The organism is Clostridiales bacterium FE2011 (genome assembly GCA_017569305.1).
GTDB lineage: Bacteria > Bacillota > Clostridia > Christensenellales > Aristaeellaceae > Aristaeella.
On the sequence record CP069418.1, the window covers coordinates 3,188,347 to 3,207,706 of the forward strand.

Below are 19,360 nucleotides of genomic sequence, written 5' to 3' on the forward strand. Positions count from 1 at the left end.
CTCCCTTCGATTAAATATCATCGTCAAGGTCAAGATCCGACAGGTCTTCTACGCTGAAGTCTTCAAGGTCTTCCGTGCTGGCTTCGCCAACGGAGAATTCATCTTCGTTGTCTTCGGCTTCGTCTTCAGTACCGAAGGACAGGTCGTCCTCGGACATGCTGAAGGCTTCTTCAGCAGCGGCTTCCACTTCCTCGTTCTCTTCGGCAGCAGCTTCGCCTTCGCCTTCCGGCCTTGCGGTGACGGAAGCGCGCATAGCGTCAGCCTGCGGCATATCTTCGGGATCGAGTTCGGGAATTTCGATTTCGTTCCGGGCGGCATCCAGCACGCGGATATCCAGGCTCAGGGCCTGCATTTCCTTCAGAAGAACCTTGAAGCTCTCAGGCACACCCGGGTTCGGGATGTTCTGGCCCTTGATGATCGCTTCGTAGGTCTTGACGCGGCCGACGGTATCGTCGGACTTCACGGTCAGGATTTCCTGCAGCGTGTTGGCAGCACCGTAAGCTTCCAGAGCCCAGACTTCCATTTCACCGAAGCGCTGTCCGCCGAACTGGGCTTTACCACCCAGAGGCTGCTGGGTAACAAGGCTGTAGGGACCGGTGGAACGGGCATGCATCTTGTCGTCGACCAGATGGTGCAGCTTCAGGAAGTACATGATACCGACGGTAACGGGGTTCTCGAAGTAGTCGCCGGTACGGCCGTCGCGGACGCGGATCTTACCCTGGTGGAAGAGGGCCTTGCCTTCTTCATCCAGAGCCAGACGCAGGGGCTTGCCGTTGTGGAAATGATATTCGTTTACGTGAGGATCGTTCTCGTCTTCCGGAGCGGACATCTTCTCTTCAGCCAGCTTCAGATGCTCAAGAATCTCCTCGTAGGTGGCGCCGTCGAAGACGGGGGTGGCAATGTGCCAGCCCAGTGCGCGGCAGGCCAGGCCCAGGTGTACTTCCAGAACCTGACCCAGGTTCATACGGGAAGGAACGCCCAGGGGGTTCAGAACGATCTGCAGGGGAGTACCGTCGGGCAGGAAGGGCATATCCTCTTCACGCAGGATGCGGGAAACAACACCCTTGTTACCGTGACGGCCTGCCATCTTATCGCCGACGGAAATCTTACGCTTCTGGGCGATGTAGATGCGGACCATTTCGTTGACGCCGGGGGAGAGCTCATCCTTGTTCTCACGGGTGAAGACCTTGACATCAACAACAATGCCGCCTTCGCCGTGGGGAACGCGCAGGGAGGTATCCCGGACTTCACGGGCTTTTTCACCGAAGATGGCGCGCAGCAGGCGCTCTTCGGCGGTCAGCTCGGTTTCACCCTTGGGGGTAACCTTACCGACCAGGATATCGCCGGCGTGCACTTCGGCACCGATGCGGACGATACCGCCTTCATCCAGATCCTTGACCGCGTCGTCAGAGATGTTCGGGATATCCCGGGTGATCTCTTCCGGTCCGAGCTTGGTTTCGCGGGCTTCGGATTCGAACTCTTCGATATGGATGGAGGTGTAAATATCTTCCTTGACCAGCTTTTCACTCAGCAGGACAGCGTCCTCGTAGTTGTAGCCTTCCCAGGTCATGAAGCCGATCAGGGCGTTACGGCCCAGACCGATTTCTCCCTTTTCAGTGGAAGGACCGTCAGCCAGCAGGTCGCCTTTTTCGATCTTCTGGCCCGCGGAAACCACGGGATGCTGGTTGATGCAGGTGGACTGGTTGGAACGGGCAAACTTGGTGAGGGTGTAGGTGTGACGCTCGCCGAAGTTATCACGGATGATAATCTGGTCGGCATCCACCTTTTCCACCACGCCGTCTTCCTTGGCCAGGATTACAACGCCGGAGTCATGGGCGGCGCGGTATTCCATACCGGTGGCGACGAGGGGTGCTTCGGGAACCAGCAGCGGCACAGCCTGACGCTGCATGTTGGAACCCATCAGAGCACGGGTAGCGTCGTCGTTTTCCAGGAAGGGAACCATGGCGGTGGCGACGGAAACAACCTGACGGGGGCTGACGTCCATGAAGTCCACCTGGGAAACAGGCACTTCAACGATTTCAGCCTTGTCACGAACCGTGATGCGGTCCTGAACGAAGGTTCCGTCGGGATTCAGGGGCTCGTTGGCGGTGGCGACCTTGTACAGGTCTTCCTCGTCAGCGGTCATGTAGTCTATTTCATCCAGCACGCGGCCGTTTACCTTGTCCACACGACGGTAGGGAGCTTCGATGAAGCCGTACTCGTTGATGCGGGCATAGGTGGCCAGAGAACCGATCAGACCGATGTTGGGACCTTCAGGAGTCTCGATCGGGCAGATACGGGCGTAATGGCTGTAGTGCACGTCGCGAACCTCGAAAGAGGCACGGTCACGGTTCAGACCGCCGGGGCCCAGGGCGCTCAGACGGCGCTTGTGGGTCAGCTCAGCCAGGGGGTTGGGCTGGTCCATGAACTGGGACAGCTGGGAAGAACCGAAGAACTCTTTGATCGCGGCACTGACGGGACGGATGTTGATCAGGTCACCGGGCTTGATGTCGGTGGAGTCCTGAATGGACATACGCTCACGCACCACGCGTTCCAGACGGCTCAGGCCGATGCGGATCTGGTTCTGCAGCAGTTCGCCGACGCTGCGCAGGCGGCGGTTGCCCAGATGGTCGATGTCATCCGTGGAACCGATGCCGTAGGGCAGGCCCAGCATATAGTTGATGGAGGAGACGACGTCATCCGGAATGATGTGCTTCGGCACGAGGGCGGCGACGTTTTCCTTCACAGCGTCGAAGAGCTGATCCGGCTCAACAGAGGAGATGATCTGCTGCAGGGTGGGCAGGTGAACCATCTCGAGGATGCCGGCATCCTTCGGATCGAAGGGCAGGTAAGCAGCGGCGTCAACAAAGTTGTTGCCGACGACCTTGCGGATCTGGCCTTCGCAGTCCAGCATGACGGTGTTCACACCGGCGTTCTGGATTTCACGGGCCACATCCAGGGCGATGGTGTCGCCCTTCTTGACCATGACCTCTCCGGTCTGGGGATTGATGATATCTTCCGCCGCCACATGGTTATGGATACGGGTGGCGATGGAAAGCTTCTTATTGTACTTATAGCGGCCAACCCTCATCAGGTCATAACGCTTGGGATCAAAGAAGAGGGAATTGAAGAGATTGGTGGCGCTTTCGAGGCTGGCGGGTTCGCCGGGCTTCTGGCGCTTGTAAATCTCAATGAGGCCTTCTTCTCTCGTCTTGGCGTTGTCACCCTTCTGGATGGTAGCCATGAGGCGCTCGTCCTCACCCATGATATCAATGATTTCGGCGTCTGTGCCGTAGCCCAGGGCGCGCAGAATCACGGTGATGGGCAGTTTGCGGGCACGGTCAATACGGACCCACAGCACATCGTTGGAGTCCGTCTCATATTCGAGCCAGGCACCGCGGTTCGGGATGATCTGGGAAGAATAGAGCTTTTTGCCAGCTTTATCGTAAGCGACGTCAAAATAGACGCCGGGAGAGCGGACCAGCTGGCTGACGATCACGCGCTCGGCACCGTTAATGATGAAAGTGCCATGGTCGGTCATGAGGGGAAAGTCGCCCATAAAAACGTCGGATTCCTTGATTTCACCGGTCTCCTTATTCTTCAGGCGAACAAACACCTTCAGCGGCGCCGCGTAAGTGATGTCGCGCTCACGGCAGCGTGCAATGGAATTTTTCGGCTCGTCCAGAGAATAGTCCACGAATTCCAGCACAAGATTCCCATTGTAGTCAGTAATGGGAGAAACATCGGCCAGAACTTCGCGCAGATCGGTATCGAGAAAGCGCTGATAGGAGTTCTTCTGTACCTCAATCAGGTTGGGCATTTCGAGAACTTCATCAATGCGTGAGAAGCTCATACGTTCGCGGAGCTTCCCCATGTGGACCTCGTGTACCATGTTTTGAAATCACCCCTTATTTCGTCCGACCAGAACGTCCTGAGATCCCGGAAAAAATGGGACTTGCGTTTCACACAGAAGCTGTGTAAAATAAGGAAGTCAAATTGGGTTTCCAGGCACCAAGACGATACTGATGCAATTATAAATTCTAACATAGGGTTGACAGAAAGTCAACGATATTTTGTCTGTAATTGCATAATATTGTATATTTTAAATAGGAAGGTTTCGGTTTTGAACAGAAAACTGTTTTTCAGAACGGCTGCACTGCTTACGGCCGTTCTGATTTTAATGACGGGGGCGGGTATCGGAGAAGGCGTATTGCTGATACCGCCCACACCGGAAGCGCCGGAAGGCATCTTCATGGGGAGACCCACACCGGCTCCGACGCCGGAACCGCCGGACGTGGTGGTGAACAATGCCCGTACGCCCCGGGATATTCCGGACTTTCATTTTCCGAAGGACGCTAAACTCTTTGAAATCTGGTTCCCGAACATCCGGGATGCGGATGAAGCCATCCTGATGTACGACGGTCAGGTGTGGATGATTGACTGCGGGGATGAACGGGCGGCCACCCGGGGAGTACCGCTGCTGAAGCAGTTGGGCATCGAAAAGATAGAGATCCTGTTCAACAGCCATCTGCATCATGACCATATCAACGGCCTGGCTATAACCGACGATACGGCCAAGGTGGGAGAGGTGAGAATCTGCTTCCCGCCGGACCTGACGGAAAGCGGCCTGAAGCTGATCCAGACTGCTGAAGAACGGAATATTCCCATCAAGGAGTATAAGGACGGCGATTCATTCTCCATGGGAGACGGAGCTGTGAAACTCCTGTTTCTCAAGAATGACGAAAGCTACCTGGACATGAACAATCAGAGTGCCCAGACGCTGATTACCTACGGAGAAAGAAGCATTCTGTTCATGGCGGACATGGAAATGCCGGGGCAGAAGGCGATGATCGATCGCATCGGAGGGGATCTCCTGAAGTGCGATGTCGTCAAGTATCCCCATCACGCCAAGCATGACATGTATACCCCTTTCTATGAGGCAATGGACGCCAAGCTTGCCATTGTGACTTCTGTGGAAGGCAGGGGAGACGCAGGACAGCTGGCGATCGACTACAGGGGACTGCCGGCCGTCTATACGGCTTCCAGTTCCTCCTTTACCCACCTGGTGACAGACGGACACTACTGGCTGTGCGAAAAAGCTGCCATAAAATAAATCCCGCTTTTGCGGGATTTATTTTTAATTCACAATTCATAATTCATAATTGGAATGACTGGATGAATAAACGCGTCGAAAAAGATGATTTCCTATATAATAAGCCCCGATTTTGGGAAAAGCATAAATAATTATGAATTATGAACTGTGAATTATGAATTAAAGATCAACTCTGTTGATCAAACCCGTTGACAATACTTTACAACAATGATATGATAGTCGAGTTGCAGTGTGCTTCCGGGTGAAGTGCGCCCTTTTTGAGCGCCTGACCGGGATGCGGAAGGAGGGACTGAGACGCATGGAAATGCTGAAAGCGGCCGGCAGCCGGAAGGTGGTCGGAACGAAACAGGTGCTCCGTGCGCTGAAGGCCGGAACCGTATCAAAAGTATATGTCTGCAGCGACGCTGACACCTTCATCTACCAGCAGGTAGTCAGGGCGGCTGAGGAAGCCGGAATCCCCTGCGTGAGGGCAGCGTCCATGAAAGAGCTTGGGATGATCTGCGGAGTGGACGTACCCACCGCTGCCGCCGGATTGCTCAAGGCGTAATACACTCAAGAGGGTACACAAATTGCCTTCCAGATCCTGAGGGTTGCGGGATCTTGAGGATATTATTCAGGAGGTGCTCTAATGCCCACAATTAATCAGCTTGTCCGTAAGGGCCGTGAGCGGGTGACCAAGAAGCCCACCGCTCCTATTCTGCAGGGATGTCCCCAGAAGCGCGGTGTGTGCCTGAGTGTTAAGACTCAGACTCCCAAGAAGCCTAACTCTGCTCTGCGGAAAATCGCGAGAATCCGCCTGACGAACTCCATCGAAGGTACCTGCTACATCCCCGGTATCGGTCACAACCTGCAGGAGCATAGCGTTGTGCTGATCCGTGGCGGCCGTGTGCGGGATCTGCCCGGCGTTCGTTATCACATCATCCGCGGTGCTCTGGATACCGCCGGTGTTGCCAAGCGGATGCAGGCTCGTTCCCTGTACGGCGCGAAGCGCCCGAAGAAGTAAGTCTTAAGCTGCCGCCGCAGTCTGAAACGGTGATAATCCGCGCCTGAGGTACTGTTGTTCTTCGGAACAGGAATGACAGAGAATCAGGAAGCAGGCGGAGTAAGCCGGCCGGTATAATCGTGACCGGGGTCGTGTGATGCTGACGCATGGCCGGAAGAAGAGGAAGCGAATCACTTACATCAGGACTATTATTGAGGAGGGAAACCTATGCCCCGTCGCGGTTTTGTACCGAAGCGTGAAGTGCTGCCGGATCCCGTTTACGGAACCACGGTAGTTACGAAACTGATCAACCAGATTATGCTTGACGGAAAGCGCGGAGTTGCGCAGAACGTCTGCTATGAGGCTTTTGAAGCCGTTGCCGAGAAGACCGGCAAGGCTGCGACCGACGTTTTCCAGGAAGCCCTGAACAACGTTGCTCCGCAGCTGGAAGTTAAAGCCCGCCGTGTAGGCGGCGCCACCTATCAGGTGCCTATTGAGATCCGTCCCGAGCGTCGTCAGACCCTGGCCCTGCGCTGGATCGTCGACTTTGCCCGGAAACGCGGTGAGAAGACCATGGCCGAACGCCTGGCTGCCGAACTGCTGGACGCCTCCAACAACACAGGCGCTGCGGTGAAACGTAAAGAAGAAATGCACCGTATGGCAGAGGCCAACAAGGCATTCGCTCATTACCGCTGGTAATAACCACCGGCATTTCATCCGTTATCACAAAGGTACTGCTGAAAGGAGCAATTGCCAAGTATGCCCAGAAGCCATCCACTTGAAAGAGTCCGGAACATCGGTATTATGGCTCATATCGATGCCGGAAAAACAACCACTACCGAGCGGATCCTGTTCTACACAGGTAAAAATCACCGCATCGGTGAAACGCATGAAGGTACGGCCACCATGGACTGGATGGCTCAGGAACAGGAACGCGGCATCACGATCACGTCTGCTGCCACCACCTGCTTCTGGCACGATCCCCATGACCCGAAAAATGCGAACAAACAGTATCGGATCAACATTATTGACACTCCCGGCCACGTGGACTTCACCGTTGAGGTGGAACGCAGCCTGCGCGTACTGGACGGCGCTGTAAGCGTCTTCTGCGCCAAGGGCGGTGTTGAACCCCAGAGTGAAACTGTCTGGAAGCAGGCGGAAACCTACAGGGTTCCCCGTATGGCCTATGTCAATAAGATGGACATCACCGGCGCGGATTTCTTCCGCGTGGTGGACATGATGAAGGACCGCCTCGGCGCCAACGCCGTTCCGATCCAGCTGCCCATCGGCAAGGAAAACACCTTCCGCGGCATCATTGACCTGGTGCGTATGCGCGCTGAGATCTACTATGACGACCTCGGACAGGATGTGCGTGACGAGGAGATCCCCGCCGACATGAAGGAGATCGCCGAAGAGTACCGCGCGAACCTGCTGGAGAAGGTTGCTGAGACCGACGACGCCCTGATGGAGAAATTCCTGGAAGGCGAAGAGCTGACCGAGGAAGAGATCCGCGGCGCCATCCGCAAGTGCACCATCGCCTGCACCATGAACCCTGTTCTGTGCGGTACCAGCTACCGGAACAAGGGCGTGCAGCCGTTGCTGGACGCGGTGGTCGAGTATATGCCCAGCCCGCTGGACATTCCCGCGATCGAAGGCACCGACCCCGATGATCCTGAGAAGAAGATGGAACGTCATCCTTCCGATGACGAGCCCTTCGCAGCTCTGGCGTTCAAAATCATGGTCGATCCATTCGTCGGTAAACTGGCTTTCTTCCGCGTTTACAGCGGCAAGCTGGAATCCGGCAACTACGTGATGAACTCTACCAAGCAGAAGCGGGAGCGCATCAGCCGTATCATGCTGATGCACGCCAATCACCGTGAAGAGGTTGATACCATCTACACCGGTGAAATCGCCGGCGCTGTGGGTCTGAAGGACACCACCACGGGCGACACCCTCTGCGATGAGAATCATCAGATCATCCTGGAAAGCATGGTCTTCCCGGATCCCGTTATCGAAGTAGCCATCGAGCCCAAGACCAAGGCCGGTCAGGAAAAGATGACCTACGCCCTTCAGCGTCTGGCTGAAGAGGATCCCACCTTCAAGACCTACACCAACCAGGAAACCGGTCAGACCATCATCGCCGGCATGGGCGAACTCCACCTGGAAATCATCGTGGACCGTCTGCTGCGCGAGTTCAAGGTTGAAGCAACCGTGGGTAAGCCCCAGGTTACTTACAAGGAAACCATCCGCAAGCCCGCCAAGGCCGAAGGACGTTACGTCCGTCAGACCGGCGGTCACGGCCAGTACGGCCACTGCTGGATCGAGATCGAGCCTCAGGAGCCCGGCAAGGGTTACGAGTTCGAAAGCCGGATCGTCGGCGGCGTGATTCCGAAGGAATTCATCAGCCCCATCGACGCCGGTATCCAGGAAGCAGCCAAGAGCGGCGCTATCGCCGGCTACGAAGTGGTCAACTTCAAGGCTGCCGTTACGGACGGTTCCTATCACGATGTGGACTCCTCCGAAATGGCATACAAGATCGCTGCCAGCATGGCTTTCAAAGAAGCCGTCAAGAAGGCCGATCCCTGCCTGATGGAGCCCATGATGAAAGTGGAGATCATCGTTCCCGACCAGTACCTGGGCGACGTGATGGGCAATGTGTCCAGCCGCCGCGGCCGGGTGGAAGGCACGGAAGTGCGCGGCCAGGATCAGATCATCCATGCGTTTGTTCCGCTGAGCGAGATGTTCGGCTACACCACAGACCTTCGTTCCCGTACCCAGGGCCGCGGCATGTTCACCATGCAGTTTGACCACTACGAGGAAGTGCCGAAGTCTGTTGCTGAAAAGATCATCGGCCGCAAGAGCGCGGACTGATCGGGTAACATAAAGTAACTGTAACTGATAACTGATATTACAAGGAGGAAACTCAAATGGCTAAGGGACGTTATGAACGGACAAAGCCCCATGTAAACATCGGTACCATCGGTCACGTTGACCATGGCAAGACCACCCTGACCGCTGCGATCACCATGACCCTGGCGATCAAGGGCGAAGCGCAGGCTATGCGCTATGACGAAATCGACAAGGCTCCCGAAGAAAAAGCACGTGGAATCACGATCAACACCGCTCACGTTGAGTATGAGACCGCAAAGCGTCACTATGCTCACGTGGACTGCCCCGGCCACGCTGACTATGTTAAGAACATGATCACCGGTGCTGCCCAGATGGACGGCGCTATCCTGGTGGTTTCTGCTCCCGATGGCCCGATGCCCCAGACCCGTGAGCACATCCTGCTCGCCCGTCAGGTTGGCGTGCCCTACATCGTCGTGTTCATGAACAAGACCGACATGATGGATGACGAAGAGCTGCTGGAGCTGGTTGAAATGGAAATCCGTGAGCTGCTGAGCAGCTACGACTTCCCCGGCGACGAGATCCCGATCATCAAGGGATCCGCTCTGAAGGTTCTTGAGTACCTGCAGGCTGGCGGCACCGACGTTGACAACGCTCCCGAGTGCAAGTGCATCTGGGAACTGATGGACGCCGTCGACAGCTATATCCCCGAACCCGAACGTGCAACCGACCAGCCCTTCCTGATGCCCGTCGAAGACGTGTTCTCCATCTCCGGCCGCGGCACCGTGGCTACCGGCCGTGTTGAGCGTGGTACCGTTAAGGTGTCCGATCCGGTCGAAATCGTCGGCCTGATGGACAAGCCCCGGAACACCGTTGTTACCGGTGTTGAAATGTTCCACAAGCTGCTGGACCAGGCGGAAGCCGGCGACAACATCGGCGCCCTGCTGCGTGGTATCCAGAGGAACGAAGTCGAGCGCGGCCAGGTTCTGGCTAAGCCCGGCAGCATCCATCCCCACACCCACTGCATCGGCCAGGTGTACGTGCTGACCAAGGAAGAAGGCGGCCGTCATACCCCCTTCTTCAACGGCTATCGTCCCCAGTTCTACTTCCGGACGACTGACGTTACCGGCAACATCAAGCTGCCCGACGGCGTGGAAATGGTGATGCCCGGCGATAACATCGACATGGAAATCACCCTGATCACCCCCATCGCTATGGAGCAGGGACTGCGCTTCGCTATCCGTGAAGGCGGCCGTACTGTTGGTTCCGGCGTTGTGGCCAAGGTCATTGAGTAATCAAGTCAGGAGGGAACCCAAATGGCAAACGCCGCCCGTACAAAGGTTTGCCTGGCTTGCACTGAGTGCAAACAGCGCAACTACAACAACATGAAAAACAAGAAGAACACTCCGGATCGCATTGAGCTCCAGAAGTATTGTCCCTTCTGCAAGAAGCACACAACTCATCGCGAGACCAAGTGATCCAACACCTATCAAGCTGTGAGGATGTGAAAGAAGTGTCTGAGACGAAGAAAGCGGTTGAAACCGCCGAGAAAGCCGTCCGGAAATCCGGAGAGAGCAAGCTGAGCAAGATTATCAGCTGGTTCGCCAAGCTTCCCGCACGGATCGCCAAGCCCTTCAAGAACATGTTTTATGAGCTGAAGAAGGTAACCTGGCCCAGCAAAGAAAAGCTGATTACCTATTCCATCATCGTGCTCGTATTCATGCTCTTCATGGGTGTTGTGATCGGTCTGCTGGACATGGGCGCGTCCGCATTGGTTAAGATGCTGGTCGTGTAACATAGGAGAGTAAAGACATGGCTGAAAACAAGAAGGAGCCTTGCTGGTACGTTATCCACACCTACTCGGGCTACGAGAACAAGGTGAAGGATACGCTGGAAAAGTCCGTGGAAAACAACGGAATGCAGGACCTGATCCTTGAGGTTCGGGTTCCCATGGAGGAAGTTGTTGAAATCCGGAACGGAAAGCGCGTCAAGAGCACCCGTAAGGTTTATCCCGGCTATGTGCTGGTGCACATGATTGAAACCAGCGAAAGCTGGTATGTCGTGCGGAATACCCGCGGCGTTACCGGCTTTGTGGGACCGGATTCCAAGCCTGTTCCGCTGACGCAGGAAGAAGTCGACATGATGCTCAACACTGAGCAGTCCAGTGTGGACTTCGGCTTCGCGATCGGCGAGCATGTCCGGATTCTTTCCGGTCCGCTGGAGAATTTCAGCGGTGTAGTGGAAGACGTCGATACCGTACGCGGCAAGCTGACTGTCAAGGTGCAGATGTTCCTTGGCCGTGAGATGCCCGTTGAGGTTGATCTCGACCAGGTCGAGAAGGAAGACTGATCTCCGCTCCTGTGATTCTGTTAGTTGCAAAGGGAACAGCCCTTTGAGGCTGTTCCCATGCATCGCCCTGTCCGTTGACGGGGTGCGACGTGGGAGGAAGCCAAGCGCTTCCGCTCTACCACAATTTTTATGGAGGTGCCACTCAAATGGCAAAGAAAGTACAGGCTTACATTAAGCTGCAGGTTCCTGCCGGCAAGGCAACGCCCGCACCGCCTATCGGTCCCGCTCTGGGCCAGCATGGCGTGAACATTCCCGGATTCTGCAAAGAGTTCAATGACCGTACCGCCAAGGAAGCCGGTCTGATCATCCCCGTGGTGATTACCGTCTACACCGACCGTACCTTCACCTTCATCACCAAGACGCCTCCGGCGCCCGTGCTGATCAAGAAGGCTCTGAACCTGCAGAAGGCCAGCGGCCGTCCCAACAAGGAAAAGGTTGGCCAGCTGACAAAAGAACAGGTTCGTAAGATCGCTGAGACCAAGATGCCCGACCTGAACGCCGGCAGCATCGAAGCCGCTATGAGCATGGTAGCCGGTACCGCCCGCAGCATGGGCGTGACCGTCGAGGAATAATGTGCTACAGCCGTTCATGAACCCATAAGGGAACATGCATACGGCGAATGCAGCTATGGGGCATAGCCCCTGACAATGTGGGAGGACAAAGTGCCGCTATGACCACAATGGAGGAATAATAGAATGAAACACGGCAAGAAGTATAACGACAGCATTAAGCTGATCGACCATCTGAAGCAGTATGACCCCGAAGAGGCCGTCGATCTGGTGCTCCAGACCGGTAAGGCCAAGTTCGACGAGACTGTCGAAATCTCCGTCCGCCTGGGTGTTGACCCCCGCCACGCTGACCAGCAGGTCCGCGGCGCCGTGGTTCTGCCTCATGGTACCGGCCGCACCATCCGCGTGCTGGTCATTGCCAAGGGCGACAAGGCCAAGGAAGCTGAGGAAGCCGGTGCCGATTTCGTCGGTGCTGAGGACATGATCCAGAAGATCCAGCAGGAGAACTGGTTCGACTTCGACGTCTGCGTAGCCACGCCCGATATGATGGGTATGGTCGGCCGCATCGGTCGTGTGCTGGGCCCGAAGGGCCTCATGCCCAACCCGAAGTCCGGCACCGTGACCATGGACATCGCCCGCGCGGTGAACGACATCAAAGCCGGTAAAGTGGAATACCGTCTGGACAAGACCGCTATCATCCACTGCCCGATCGGCAAGGTGTCCTTCGGCAAGGAAAAGCTTCAGGAGAACCTGAACGTGCTGATGGAAGCCATCAACAAGGCGAAGCCCGCGGCCGCCAAGGGAACATACATGAAGAGCGTTTACCTCTCCAGCACCATGGGTCCCGCCATCCGCGTGAATCCGCTGAAGTTCTAAGCAATCAAATAAAAGTGCTTCTGACATTTGTCAGAAGCGCTTTTTTTGATTAATGAATACTGAAAACTTAAAACTGAATACTTAAAAATGGTGGATAGAACAGCTTCCTGAAGGAAGCTGTTCTTTTGATTTCAGAAGGAATAGGGATGGTTGAATAATATTATCTTGTCAGAGCAATTGAAAATGAATAACGATAGCGTCCTTCGGACGTAGTAAGAGATTCCTCGACTACGCCATACGGCTTCGCTCGGAATGACAACCTATATGAGTCGAACTACGAAATGAATAAGTTCTACACAATTAAACAGTCTTATGTTGAGGCGATAGGGACGATGGAAAACATTCTAAATTATGAATTATGAATTGTGAATTATGAATTGAAATCGGGGAACGCTTATGGAACGATGAGTTGCTCATTTTGGAACATCCCATCTGTAGAATGTTTTTTCGGGCGGCGAAATGCTGCCGGAATAAAAGCTGCGGAGGAATGGAACAATGTACTTTGACGCGATCGCAAAAATCGTTGCGGAACGGACCGGGTGTGATGTCGCTGACATTAAGCCTGAAAGCAAATTCAGCGAGCTGGGAATCGACTCTCTGGATACGGTGGAGCTGCTGATGAACCTGGAAGATGAAATCGGCATCGAGATTGAACTGGACCAGAAGGTGGAGACCATCGACGACCTGGATAAGTTTATCCAGAGCAAGCAGGGATAAGGACATGATCAAGTCGGCAATTTGTGAGATGCTCGGGATCGAGTATCCGGTATTCCAGGGTGGTATGGCCTGGATAGCGGACGGGAAGCTGGCGGCAGCCGTATCCAACGGCGGCGGACTCGGCATAATTGCAGCCGGGAACGCGCCCGGTGAATACGTCAGGCAGCAAATCCGGGAGGCCAGGAAACTGACCGGGAAGCCGGTGGGTGTCAACATTATGCTGCTCAGCCCTTACGCGGATGAAGTGGAGAAGGTTGTGACCGAGGAAAAGGTGGAGGTTGTGACCACGGGAGCCGGCAATCCTTCCAAATACATGAAGGACTGGCTGGCAGCGGGCATCAAGGTCATCCCGGTGGTGGCTTCCGTCGCCCTGGCAAAGCTGATGACCCGCCTCGGCGCATCCGCTGTAATCGCGGAAGGCGGGGAAAGCGGCGGCCATGTAGGAGAACTGACCACCATGGTGCTGGTTCCCCAGATCTGTGATGCAACGGAGCTGCCTGTGATTGCGGCCGGCGGGATTGCCGACGGACGGGGCGTTGCGGCGGCTTTCATGCTGGGCGCCTGCGGGGTGCAGATGGGCACCCGGTTTCTGAGCGCTGAGGAATGCGGCATTCATCCCGCCTATAAGGATAAGATCCTGAAGGCAACCGATCTTTGTACTATGGTGACCGGCAGGCGCCTGGGGCATCCGGTCCGGAGCCTGCGTACGCCCTTCGCCAGGGATTACGCGAAGGCGGAATACGGCGGCATGCCGGATGAGGAACTGGAAGCCCTGGGTACAGGCGCACTGCGGCGGGCGGTACAGGAAGGGGATAACGAAAGAGGCTGTTTCCTTTCAGGGCAGATTGCCGCCATGGTGAAGAAAGAACAGCCGGCGGCGGAAATAATTAAGGAAGTGATGGAGGAGGCTGAACCGCTCCTCCTGAGGGCGTCCCAATGGGTAAAATAGCATTCGTTTTTTCCGGTCAGGGTGACCAGTATCCGGGTATGGGAAAAGAACTGGCGGAGAAGTATGCAGCCGCCGAAGCAGTTTTTGCTGCCTGTGACAGCCTTCGCCCCGGCACATCTGAACAGTGCTTTGCAGGGACGGAAGAAGAGCTGAAGGAGACCCGGAATACCCAGCCCTGCCTCTTTGCCATGGAGCTGGCTGCGGCGTCCGTGCTGATGGATAAAGGCATTACGCCGGATGTTGTGGCAGGTTTTTCCCTGGGAGAAGTTGTGGCGGCAACAGTCAGCGGGATGTTTGACCTGAATACAGGGTTCAGGCTGGTCTGCAGGCGCGGGATGCTGATGCAGCGGGAAGCCGATAAATTTGATACGTTCATGGCGGCGGTGGTGAAGCTGACACCGGAGCAGGTGCAGGAGATCTGCAGCCGTTATCCGAAGGTTTATCCGGTGAACTTCAACTGTCCCGGCCAGATCAGCGTTTCCGGACTGACGTCACAGATGGAGGGCTTCTCCGCGGACGTGAAGGCTGCGGGCGGCAGGGTGATCCCCCTGAAGGTGAAAGGGGCTTTCCATTCTCCTTTTATGCGGGATGCGGCCAAAGCGTTTGCGGAAGAACTGGCACTGGCAGCATTCCGGGAAAGAAGGATCCCTCTCTACTCCAACCTGTCGGGAGAACCCTATACGGAAAGCGCGGCCGGTCTGCTGTCCGGGCAGATATGTCACCCGGTACAGTGGGAAAAGATCATCCGGAACATGATTGCCGCCGGGGTGGATACCTTTATTGAAATCGGCCCCGGAAAAACCCTGTGCAATATGATCAGAAGAATCAACGCCGGGGTAAAGGCAACAGGCGTGAATGAATATCTGGCAGAGGTAGAAGCATGTTAAGAGGAAGAACAGCCATTGTAACCGGCGGCTCCCGGGGAATCGGCAAAGCCATTGCCCTGAAACTGGCATCCATGGGTGCGAATATCGCTGTGATTTACGCCGGCAACACAGAGGCCGCGGAGAATGTATGCCGGGAATGCCGGGAAATGCACGGTGTGGAAGCCATAGCATACAGGTGCGACGTTGCGGACTTTACAGCCGTGAAGGAAACCGTTGCCCGCATCAAGGCGGACTTCGGAACGGCGCATATCCTGGTCAACAACGCGGGCATTACCCGGGACGGACTGCTGGCCATGATGAAGGAAGCGGATTATGACGCCGTGATGGATACCAACCTGAAAGGCGCCTTCAACATGATCCGTCACTGTGCCGGCCTGTTCATCCGGAACCGGGAAGGTTGCATTATTAATATCACTTCCGTGGCGGGCATTATGGGCAACGCGGGACAGTGCAATTATTCCGCCTCCAAGGCGGGACTCATCGGCCTGACGAAGTCGGCCGCCAGGGAACTGGCACCGAAGGGCATCCGCTGCAACGCCATTGCCCCCGGTTTTATCGCCACCGATATGACCGGAAACCAGGCGGACAATCCGCTGCTGAACGCGATTCCGCTTGGCCGGATGGGGGAAACAGAGGACGTGGCCGCGGCCGCGGCATATCTGGCAACGGCTGAATATGTGACGGGCGAAGTCCTCCGTGTGGACGGCGGCATCGCGATGTAAGGAGATAAGCATGAGCGAATACAGAAGAGTTGTTGTGACGGGAATCGGAGCGGTAACGCCCCTGGGGAACAATGCGGCTGAGACCTGGGAAGGGATGAAAAGCGGGAAGAACGGCATTGCGCCCATTACGCTTTTTGATACGGAAAACTTCAAGGCAAAGCTGGCCGCGGAAGTCAAAGGTTTCGATCCCAGGGCATACCTGGAGGTTAACGAGGTGCTGCGCACGGACCGTTACGCCCGGTTTGCGGTGGCGGCCGCCAAACAGGCGGCTGATGAAAGCGGGATAGACGGAGCGGTTGATCCGGATCGCTTTGCGGTGATCTTCGGCACGGGAATCGGCGGGATCAGCACTTTTGAAAAAGAACATTCCACGCTGATGGAAAAAGGCTCTCGCCGGGTTTCGCCGCTGATGGTGCCGATGATGATCAGCAATATGGCGGCGGGCATGATTGCCATCCGCCACGACTGCCGCGGCTCGGTGATGCCCGCGGTTACCGCCTGCGCTTCCGGTTCCAACGCTATCGGCGAGGCGATGCGCCTGATCCGCCACGGATACGCCGACGCGGCAATCACCGGCGGCGCGGAAGCGGCGATTATTCCGTCCGCCATTGCCGGGTTTGCGAACATGAAGGCCCTGTCTGTGGCTGAAAACCCGGAGGAAGCCTCCCTGCCTTTCGATAAACACAGGGGCGGATTTGTGATGGGCGAAGGCGCGGCGGCCCTGGTGCTGGAGGAATATGAGCACGCGAAGAAGCGCGGTGCCCGGATCTACGGAGAGGTATGCGGCTACGGATCCACCTGCGACGCTTACCATATTACCGCACCGCATCCGGATGGCCGCGGCGGCATCCGGGCTATGGAAGAAGCCATGAGGGAAGCCGGATATACAGAGAGGGATCTGGTGTACGTCAATGCCCACGGTACCGGTACGCCCATGAACGACGCCATCGAGACCGTTGTAATTAAGAAAGCACTGGGAGAGAACGCGGCAGGGAAAGCCTGGGTCAGTTCCACCAAATCTATGACCGGCCATATGCTGGGCGCGGCAGGCGCGGTGGAAGCGCTGGCCTGCCTGTATGCGCTGGAGGAGGGTATCATTCCGCCTACCATCAACCTGAAGGAGCAGGATGAGGCCTGCGACCTGAACTGCACCGCGAACAAAGCAGCCAAGGCAGGGATTACGCTGGCGCTTTCCAATTCCCTGGGATTCGGCGGCCATAACGCGTGCCTGGCTTTCAGAAAGGTGTAAGGAAATGAAAGAAGCAGAGATTCGCAAATATGCGGGGCTGATGAAGGAACTGGGCCTGACCGGGCTGGAGATGACGGTGGGAGACAGCCGGGTACGCCTGGAGCGGTCCGCTCCGGTGCAGGGAACAGGCAGCGTATATGCTGTTCAGGAGCCTGTGCCCGCTGTGCAGGCCGCGCCGGAAAATAATGATTATATCAGCGTGAGGTCCCCGATTGTCGGCGTATTTTATGCCGCCCCGGCGGAGAAGGCGGAATCCTATGTGAAAGCGGGGGATTCCGTGAATAAGGGACAGACCCTCTGTATTATCGAAGCCATGAAGCTGATGAACGAGATTGTCGCCGAGGATGACGGGGTGATCTCGGAGGTCTGCGTGACCAACGGCCAGGTAGTGGAATACGGCACAGAGCTGTTCAGGATCAGGAGGTAAGGCTGTGACCAGGGAAGGAATTATGCGGATACTGCCCCACAGGGAGAACCTGCTGCTCCTGGACGACGTGGAGAGCAGCGACGGCACGGCCGTCGGGCACTATACGGTACGCGGGGATGAGTTTTTCCTGAAGGGACATTTTCCCGGCAATCCCATCGTACCCGGGGTAATCCTCTGTGAGATCCTGGCACAGTCCGCCTGCGTGCTGCTGCAGGACGCGATGAGCGAGGGAAAGCTGCCGGTCTACACCGGGCTGAATAACGTGAAATTCCGGTCTCCGGTAAAGCCGGGGGACCGGGTGGAAACCCGATGCCGGATCCGGCGGGTCAAGCATCCTTTCTATTTTGCGGAGGGTACGGTAACCGTGGACGGCAGGCTCTGTGTTTCCGCTGAATTCTCCGTTGCGATTACAGGAGCGTAAAGATGTTTTCAAAAATACTGGTTGCCAACCGGGGGGAGATTGCTGTCCGCATTATCCGGGCCTGCAAGGAAATGGGGGTCGCCACGGTGGCTGTCTATTCCGAAGAAGACCGGAACGCACTGCATGTGGCGCTGGCAGATCAGAGCTACTGCATCGGCGGAGCGGAGGCGTCCGGAAGCTACCTGAACGAAAACCAGATCATCAGTACCGCGATCCTGGCGGGCGCACAGGCGATTCATCCCGGCTATGGTTTCCTGTCCGAGAACGCCCATTTTGCCCGGCTTTGCAGGAAGAACGGCCTGGTCTTTATCGGACCGGATCCCGAGAGCATGGAACGGCTCAGCGATAAGGCGGTGCTGAAAGAGCTGATCCGGAATACGGGGCTTTCGGTCATCCCTGGGACGAAAGCAGTGGCCTCTGCGGAGGAAGCCCGGAAAGCGGCGGAACGGATCGGTTATCCGGTGATGCTGAAGGCCTGCGCGGGCGGGGGCGGCCGGGGGATCCGGCTGATCCACGGGGCGGATGAACTGGAGGACGCTTACCTGCAGGCAACTTCGGAGGCGGTCAGCGCCTTCGGTGACGGCAGCGTTTACCTGGAGAAATATATCTTCCCGGCCAGGCATGTGGAACTGCAGATCCTGGCGGACGAGCACGGGAACGCGGTATGCCTGGGGGACCGGGACTGCTCATTGCAGCGGCGGAACCAGAAGCTGCTGGAGGAAACCCCGTCTCCCGCGGTCAGTGAGGAACAGCGCAGGAAGATGATCGACCTGGCGGTGGATGCGGTCCGGAAAATCGGTTATGTGGGCGCCGGAACGCTGGAATTCCTGCTGGACCGGGACGGAAACTTCTGGTTTATGGAAATGAACGTCCGGCTCCAGGTGGAGCACTGCGTGACGGAAATGCTGACCGGTATCGACCTGGTGAAGTGGCAGATCCGCATCGCGGCGGGTATTCCGCTGAACATCACCCAGGCGGAGATCCGGATGACCGGATCCGCCATTGAATGCCGGATCAACGCGGGCAGCTGCGGCATGCTGAAAATGCTGCACGTTCCGGGCGGGCCTTCGGTGCGGTTTGATACCTGCCTGGTCCAGGGAACGGTGGTTTCCCCGTATTATGACTCACTGCTGGGCAAGCTGATTGTTTTTGCGAAGACGAGGGAGGAAACCCTGCGCAAAATGCGGGCGGCCCTGTGCGAACTGGTGATTGAAGGAATCCAGACGAATATCGTGGAGCAGCTTCGGATTGTGGAGGATGAACGCTTCATCTCCGGCAATTACGACTTATCTTTTATGGGAAACAGGTGACG

At 56.4% G+C, this 19,360-nt stretch carries 20 protein-coding genes; 19 read left to right on the plus strand and 1 reads right to left on the minus strand.

The window, feature by feature from the left end; translation table 11 throughout:
- Window positions 1-10: 10 nt before the first annotated feature.
- Window positions 11-3,892, minus strand: coding sequence for a DNA-directed RNA polymerase subunit beta (locus JRC49_14330; protein ID QTE70942.1), 3,882 nt, complete (start codon window positions 3,890-3,892; stop codon window positions 11-13).
- 231 nt (window positions 3,893-4,123) lie between these two features.
- Between JRC49_14330 and JRC49_14335 the strand changes: the two genes are divergently transcribed.
- The 19 genes from JRC49_14335 to JRC49_14425 all read left to right on the plus strand — a co-directional run bounded on the left by JRC49_14335 (window position 4,124) and on the right by JRC49_14425 (window position 19,358).
- Window positions 4,124-5,113, plus strand: a complete 990-nt coding sequence (locus JRC49_14335; protein ID QTE70943.1) for an MBL fold metallo-hydrolase — start codon at window positions 4,124-4,126, stop codon at window positions 5,111-5,113.
- Between the two features lie 304 nt (window positions 5,114-5,417).
- On the plus strand, window positions 5,418-5,660 hold the full coding sequence (locus JRC49_14340; protein ID QTE72895.1) for a ribosomal L7Ae/L30e/S12e/Gadd45 family protein: 243 nt from the start codon (window positions 5,418-5,420) through the stop codon (window positions 5,658-5,660).
- Window positions 5,661-5,741: 81 nt separating this feature from the next.
- The gene (locus JRC49_14345) at window positions 5,742-6,116 is read left to right on the plus strand and encodes a 30S ribosomal protein S12 (GenBank protein ID QTE70944.1); all 375 of its coding nucleotides are present in this window, start codon (window positions 5,742-5,744) and stop codon (window positions 6,114-6,116) included.
- Between the two features lie 207 nt (window positions 6,117-6,323).
- The gene (gene rpsG, locus JRC49_14350; GenBank protein QTE70945.1) at window positions 6,324-6,794 is read left to right on the plus strand and encodes a 30S ribosomal protein S7; all 471 of its coding nucleotides are present in this window, start codon (window positions 6,324-6,326) and stop codon (window positions 6,792-6,794) included.
- A 60-nt stretch (window positions 6,795-6,854) separates the two neighbouring features.
- Window positions 6,855-8,966, plus strand: coding sequence for an elongation factor G (gene fusA / locus JRC49_14355; protein ID QTE70946.1), 2,112 nt, complete (start codon window positions 6,855-6,857; stop codon window positions 8,964-8,966).
- A gap of 56 nt (window positions 8,967-9,022) precedes the next feature.
- Entirely contained in the window at window positions 9,023-10,237 is a 1,215-nt protein-coding gene (gene tuf, locus JRC49_14360; GenBank protein QTE70947.1) for an elongation factor Tu, read from the plus strand.
- A gap of 21 nt (window positions 10,238-10,258) precedes the next feature.
- Complete coding sequence (gene rpmG, locus JRC49_14365; GenBank protein ID QTE70948.1) at window positions 10,259-10,420, plus strand: 50S ribosomal protein L33; 162 nt, start codon at window positions 10,259-10,261, stop codon at window positions 10,418-10,420.
- 35 nt (window positions 10,421-10,455) lie between these two features.
- Window positions 10,456-10,737 carry a preprotein translocase subunit SecE gene (secE, locus tag JRC49_14370; protein QTE70949.1) on the plus strand — a complete coding sequence of 94 codons (282 nt, stop codon included), beginning with the start codon at window positions 10,456-10,458 and terminating at the stop codon, window positions 10,735-10,737.
- A gap of 17 nt (window positions 10,738-10,754) precedes the next feature.
- Window positions 10,755-11,291 (plus strand): transcription termination/antitermination factor NusG, encoded by a 537-nt coding sequence (gene nusG, locus JRC49_14375; protein QTE70950.1) that lies wholly within the window; start codon window positions 10,755-10,757, stop codon window positions 11,289-11,291.
- Window positions 11,292-11,437: 146 nt separating this feature from the next.
- Window positions 11,438-11,863, plus strand: coding sequence for a 50S ribosomal protein L11 (gene rplK / locus JRC49_14380; GenBank protein QTE70951.1), 426 nt, complete (start codon window positions 11,438-11,440; stop codon window positions 11,861-11,863).
- A 123-nt stretch (window positions 11,864-11,986) separates the two neighbouring features.
- Window positions 11,987-12,676, plus strand: a complete 690-nt coding sequence (gene rplA, locus JRC49_14385; protein ID QTE70952.1) for a 50S ribosomal protein L1 — start codon at window positions 11,987-11,989, stop codon at window positions 12,674-12,676.
- A 495-nt stretch (window positions 12,677-13,171) separates the two neighbouring features.
- Window positions 13,172-13,393 (plus strand): acyl carrier protein, encoded by a 222-nt coding sequence (locus JRC49_14390; GenBank protein QTE70953.1) that lies wholly within the window; start codon window positions 13,172-13,174, stop codon window positions 13,391-13,393.
- Between the two features lie 4 nt (window positions 13,394-13,397).
- On the plus strand, window positions 13,398-14,342 hold the full coding sequence (fabK, locus tag JRC49_14395) for an enoyl-[acyl-carrier-protein] reductase FabK (GenBank protein QTE70954.1): 945 nt from the start codon (window positions 13,398-13,400) through the stop codon (window positions 14,340-14,342).
- On the plus strand, window positions 14,330-15,229 hold the full coding sequence (locus tag JRC49_14400) for an ACP S-malonyltransferase (GenBank protein QTE70955.1): 900 nt from the start codon (window positions 14,330-14,332) through the stop codon (window positions 15,227-15,229). The genes fabK and JRC49_14400 overlap by 13 nt, the downstream gene beginning before the upstream one ends.
- Window positions 15,223-15,951 carry a 3-oxoacyl-ACP reductase FabG gene (locus JRC49_14405; GenBank protein ID QTE70956.1) on the plus strand — a complete coding sequence of 243 codons (729 nt, stop codon included), beginning with the start codon at window positions 15,223-15,225 and terminating at the stop codon, window positions 15,949-15,951. The genes JRC49_14400 and JRC49_14405 overlap by 7 nt, the downstream gene beginning before the upstream one ends.
- A 10-nt stretch (window positions 15,952-15,961) precedes the next feature.
- Window positions 15,962-17,200: a beta-ketoacyl-ACP synthase II gene (gene fabF / locus JRC49_14410; GenBank protein ID QTE70957.1), complete on the plus strand. Its 1,239-nt coding sequence runs from the start codon at window positions 15,962-15,964 to the stop codon at window positions 17,198-17,200.
- A gap of 4 nt (window positions 17,201-17,204) precedes the next feature.
- Window positions 17,205-17,627 (plus strand): acetyl-CoA carboxylase biotin carboxyl carrier protein, encoded by a 423-nt coding sequence (gene accB, locus JRC49_14415; GenBank protein ID QTE70958.1) that lies wholly within the window; start codon window positions 17,205-17,207, stop codon window positions 17,625-17,627.
- A gap of 4 nt (window positions 17,628-17,631) precedes the next feature.
- Window positions 17,632-18,048, plus strand: coding sequence for a beta-hydroxyacyl-ACP dehydratase (locus JRC49_14420; protein ID QTE70959.1), 417 nt, complete (start codon window positions 17,632-17,634; stop codon window positions 18,046-18,048).
- A gap of 2 nt (window positions 18,049-18,050) precedes the next feature.
- Window positions 18,051-19,358, plus strand: a complete 1,308-nt coding sequence (locus tag JRC49_14425) for an acetyl-CoA carboxylase biotin carboxylase subunit (protein QTE70960.1) — start codon at window positions 18,051-18,053, stop codon at window positions 19,356-19,358.
- Window positions 19,359-19,360 lie beyond the last annotated feature (2 nt).

Coding starts and splice junctions, on each gene's coding strand:
- JRC49_14330 (QTE70942.1), bottom strand. CDS start 3,892: ATGGTACACGAGGTCCACATGGGGAAGCTCCGCGAACGTATGAGCTTC.
- JRC49_14340 (QTE72895.1), top strand. CDS start 5,418: ATGCTGAAAGCGGCCGGCAGCCGGAAGGTGGTCGGAACGAAACAGGTG.
- JRC49_14345 (QTE70944.1), top strand. CDS start 5,742: ATGCCCACAATTAATCAGCTTGTCCGTAAGGGCCGTGAGCGGGTGACC.
- rpsG (QTE70945.1), top strand. CDS start 6,324: ATGCCCCGTCGCGGTTTTGTACCGAAGCGTGAAGTGCTGCCGGATCCC.
- fusA (QTE70946.1), top strand. CDS start 6,855: ATGCCCAGAAGCCATCCACTTGAAAGAGTCCGGAACATCGGTATTATG.
- tuf (QTE70947.1), top strand. CDS start 9,023: ATGGCTAAGGGACGTTATGAACGGACAAAGCCCCATGTAAACATCGGT.
- rpmG (QTE70948.1), top strand. CDS start 10,259: ATGGCAAACGCCGCCCGTACAAAGGTTTGCCTGGCTTGCACTGAGTGC.
- nusG (QTE70950.1), top strand. CDS start 10,755: ATGGCTGAAAACAAGAAGGAGCCTTGCTGGTACGTTATCCACACCTAC.
- rplK (QTE70951.1), top strand. CDS start 11,438: ATGGCAAAGAAAGTACAGGCTTACATTAAGCTGCAGGTTCCTGCCGGC.
- rplA (QTE70952.1), top strand. CDS start 11,987: ATGAAACACGGCAAGAAGTATAACGACAGCATTAAGCTGATCGACCAT.
- JRC49_14390 (QTE70953.1), top strand. CDS start 13,172: ATGTACTTTGACGCGATCGCAAAAATCGTTGCGGAACGGACCGGGTGT.
- fabK (QTE70954.1), top strand. CDS start 13,398: ATGATCAAGTCGGCAATTTGTGAGATGCTCGGGATCGAGTATCCGGTA.
- JRC49_14400 (QTE70955.1), top strand. CDS start 14,330: ATGGGTAAAATAGCATTCGTTTTTTCCGGTCAGGGTGACCAGTATCCG.
- JRC49_14405 (QTE70956.1), top strand. CDS start 15,223: ATGTTAAGAGGAAGAACAGCCATTGTAACCGGCGGCTCCCGGGGAATC.
- fabF (QTE70957.1), top strand. CDS start 15,962: ATGAGCGAATACAGAAGAGTTGTTGTGACGGGAATCGGAGCGGTAACG.
- accB (QTE70958.1), top strand. CDS start 17,205: ATGAAAGAAGCAGAGATTCGCAAATATGCGGGGCTGATGAAGGAACTG.
- JRC49_14425 (QTE70960.1), top strand. CDS start 18,051: ATGTTTTCAAAAATACTGGTTGCCAACCGGGGGGAGATTGCTGTCCGC.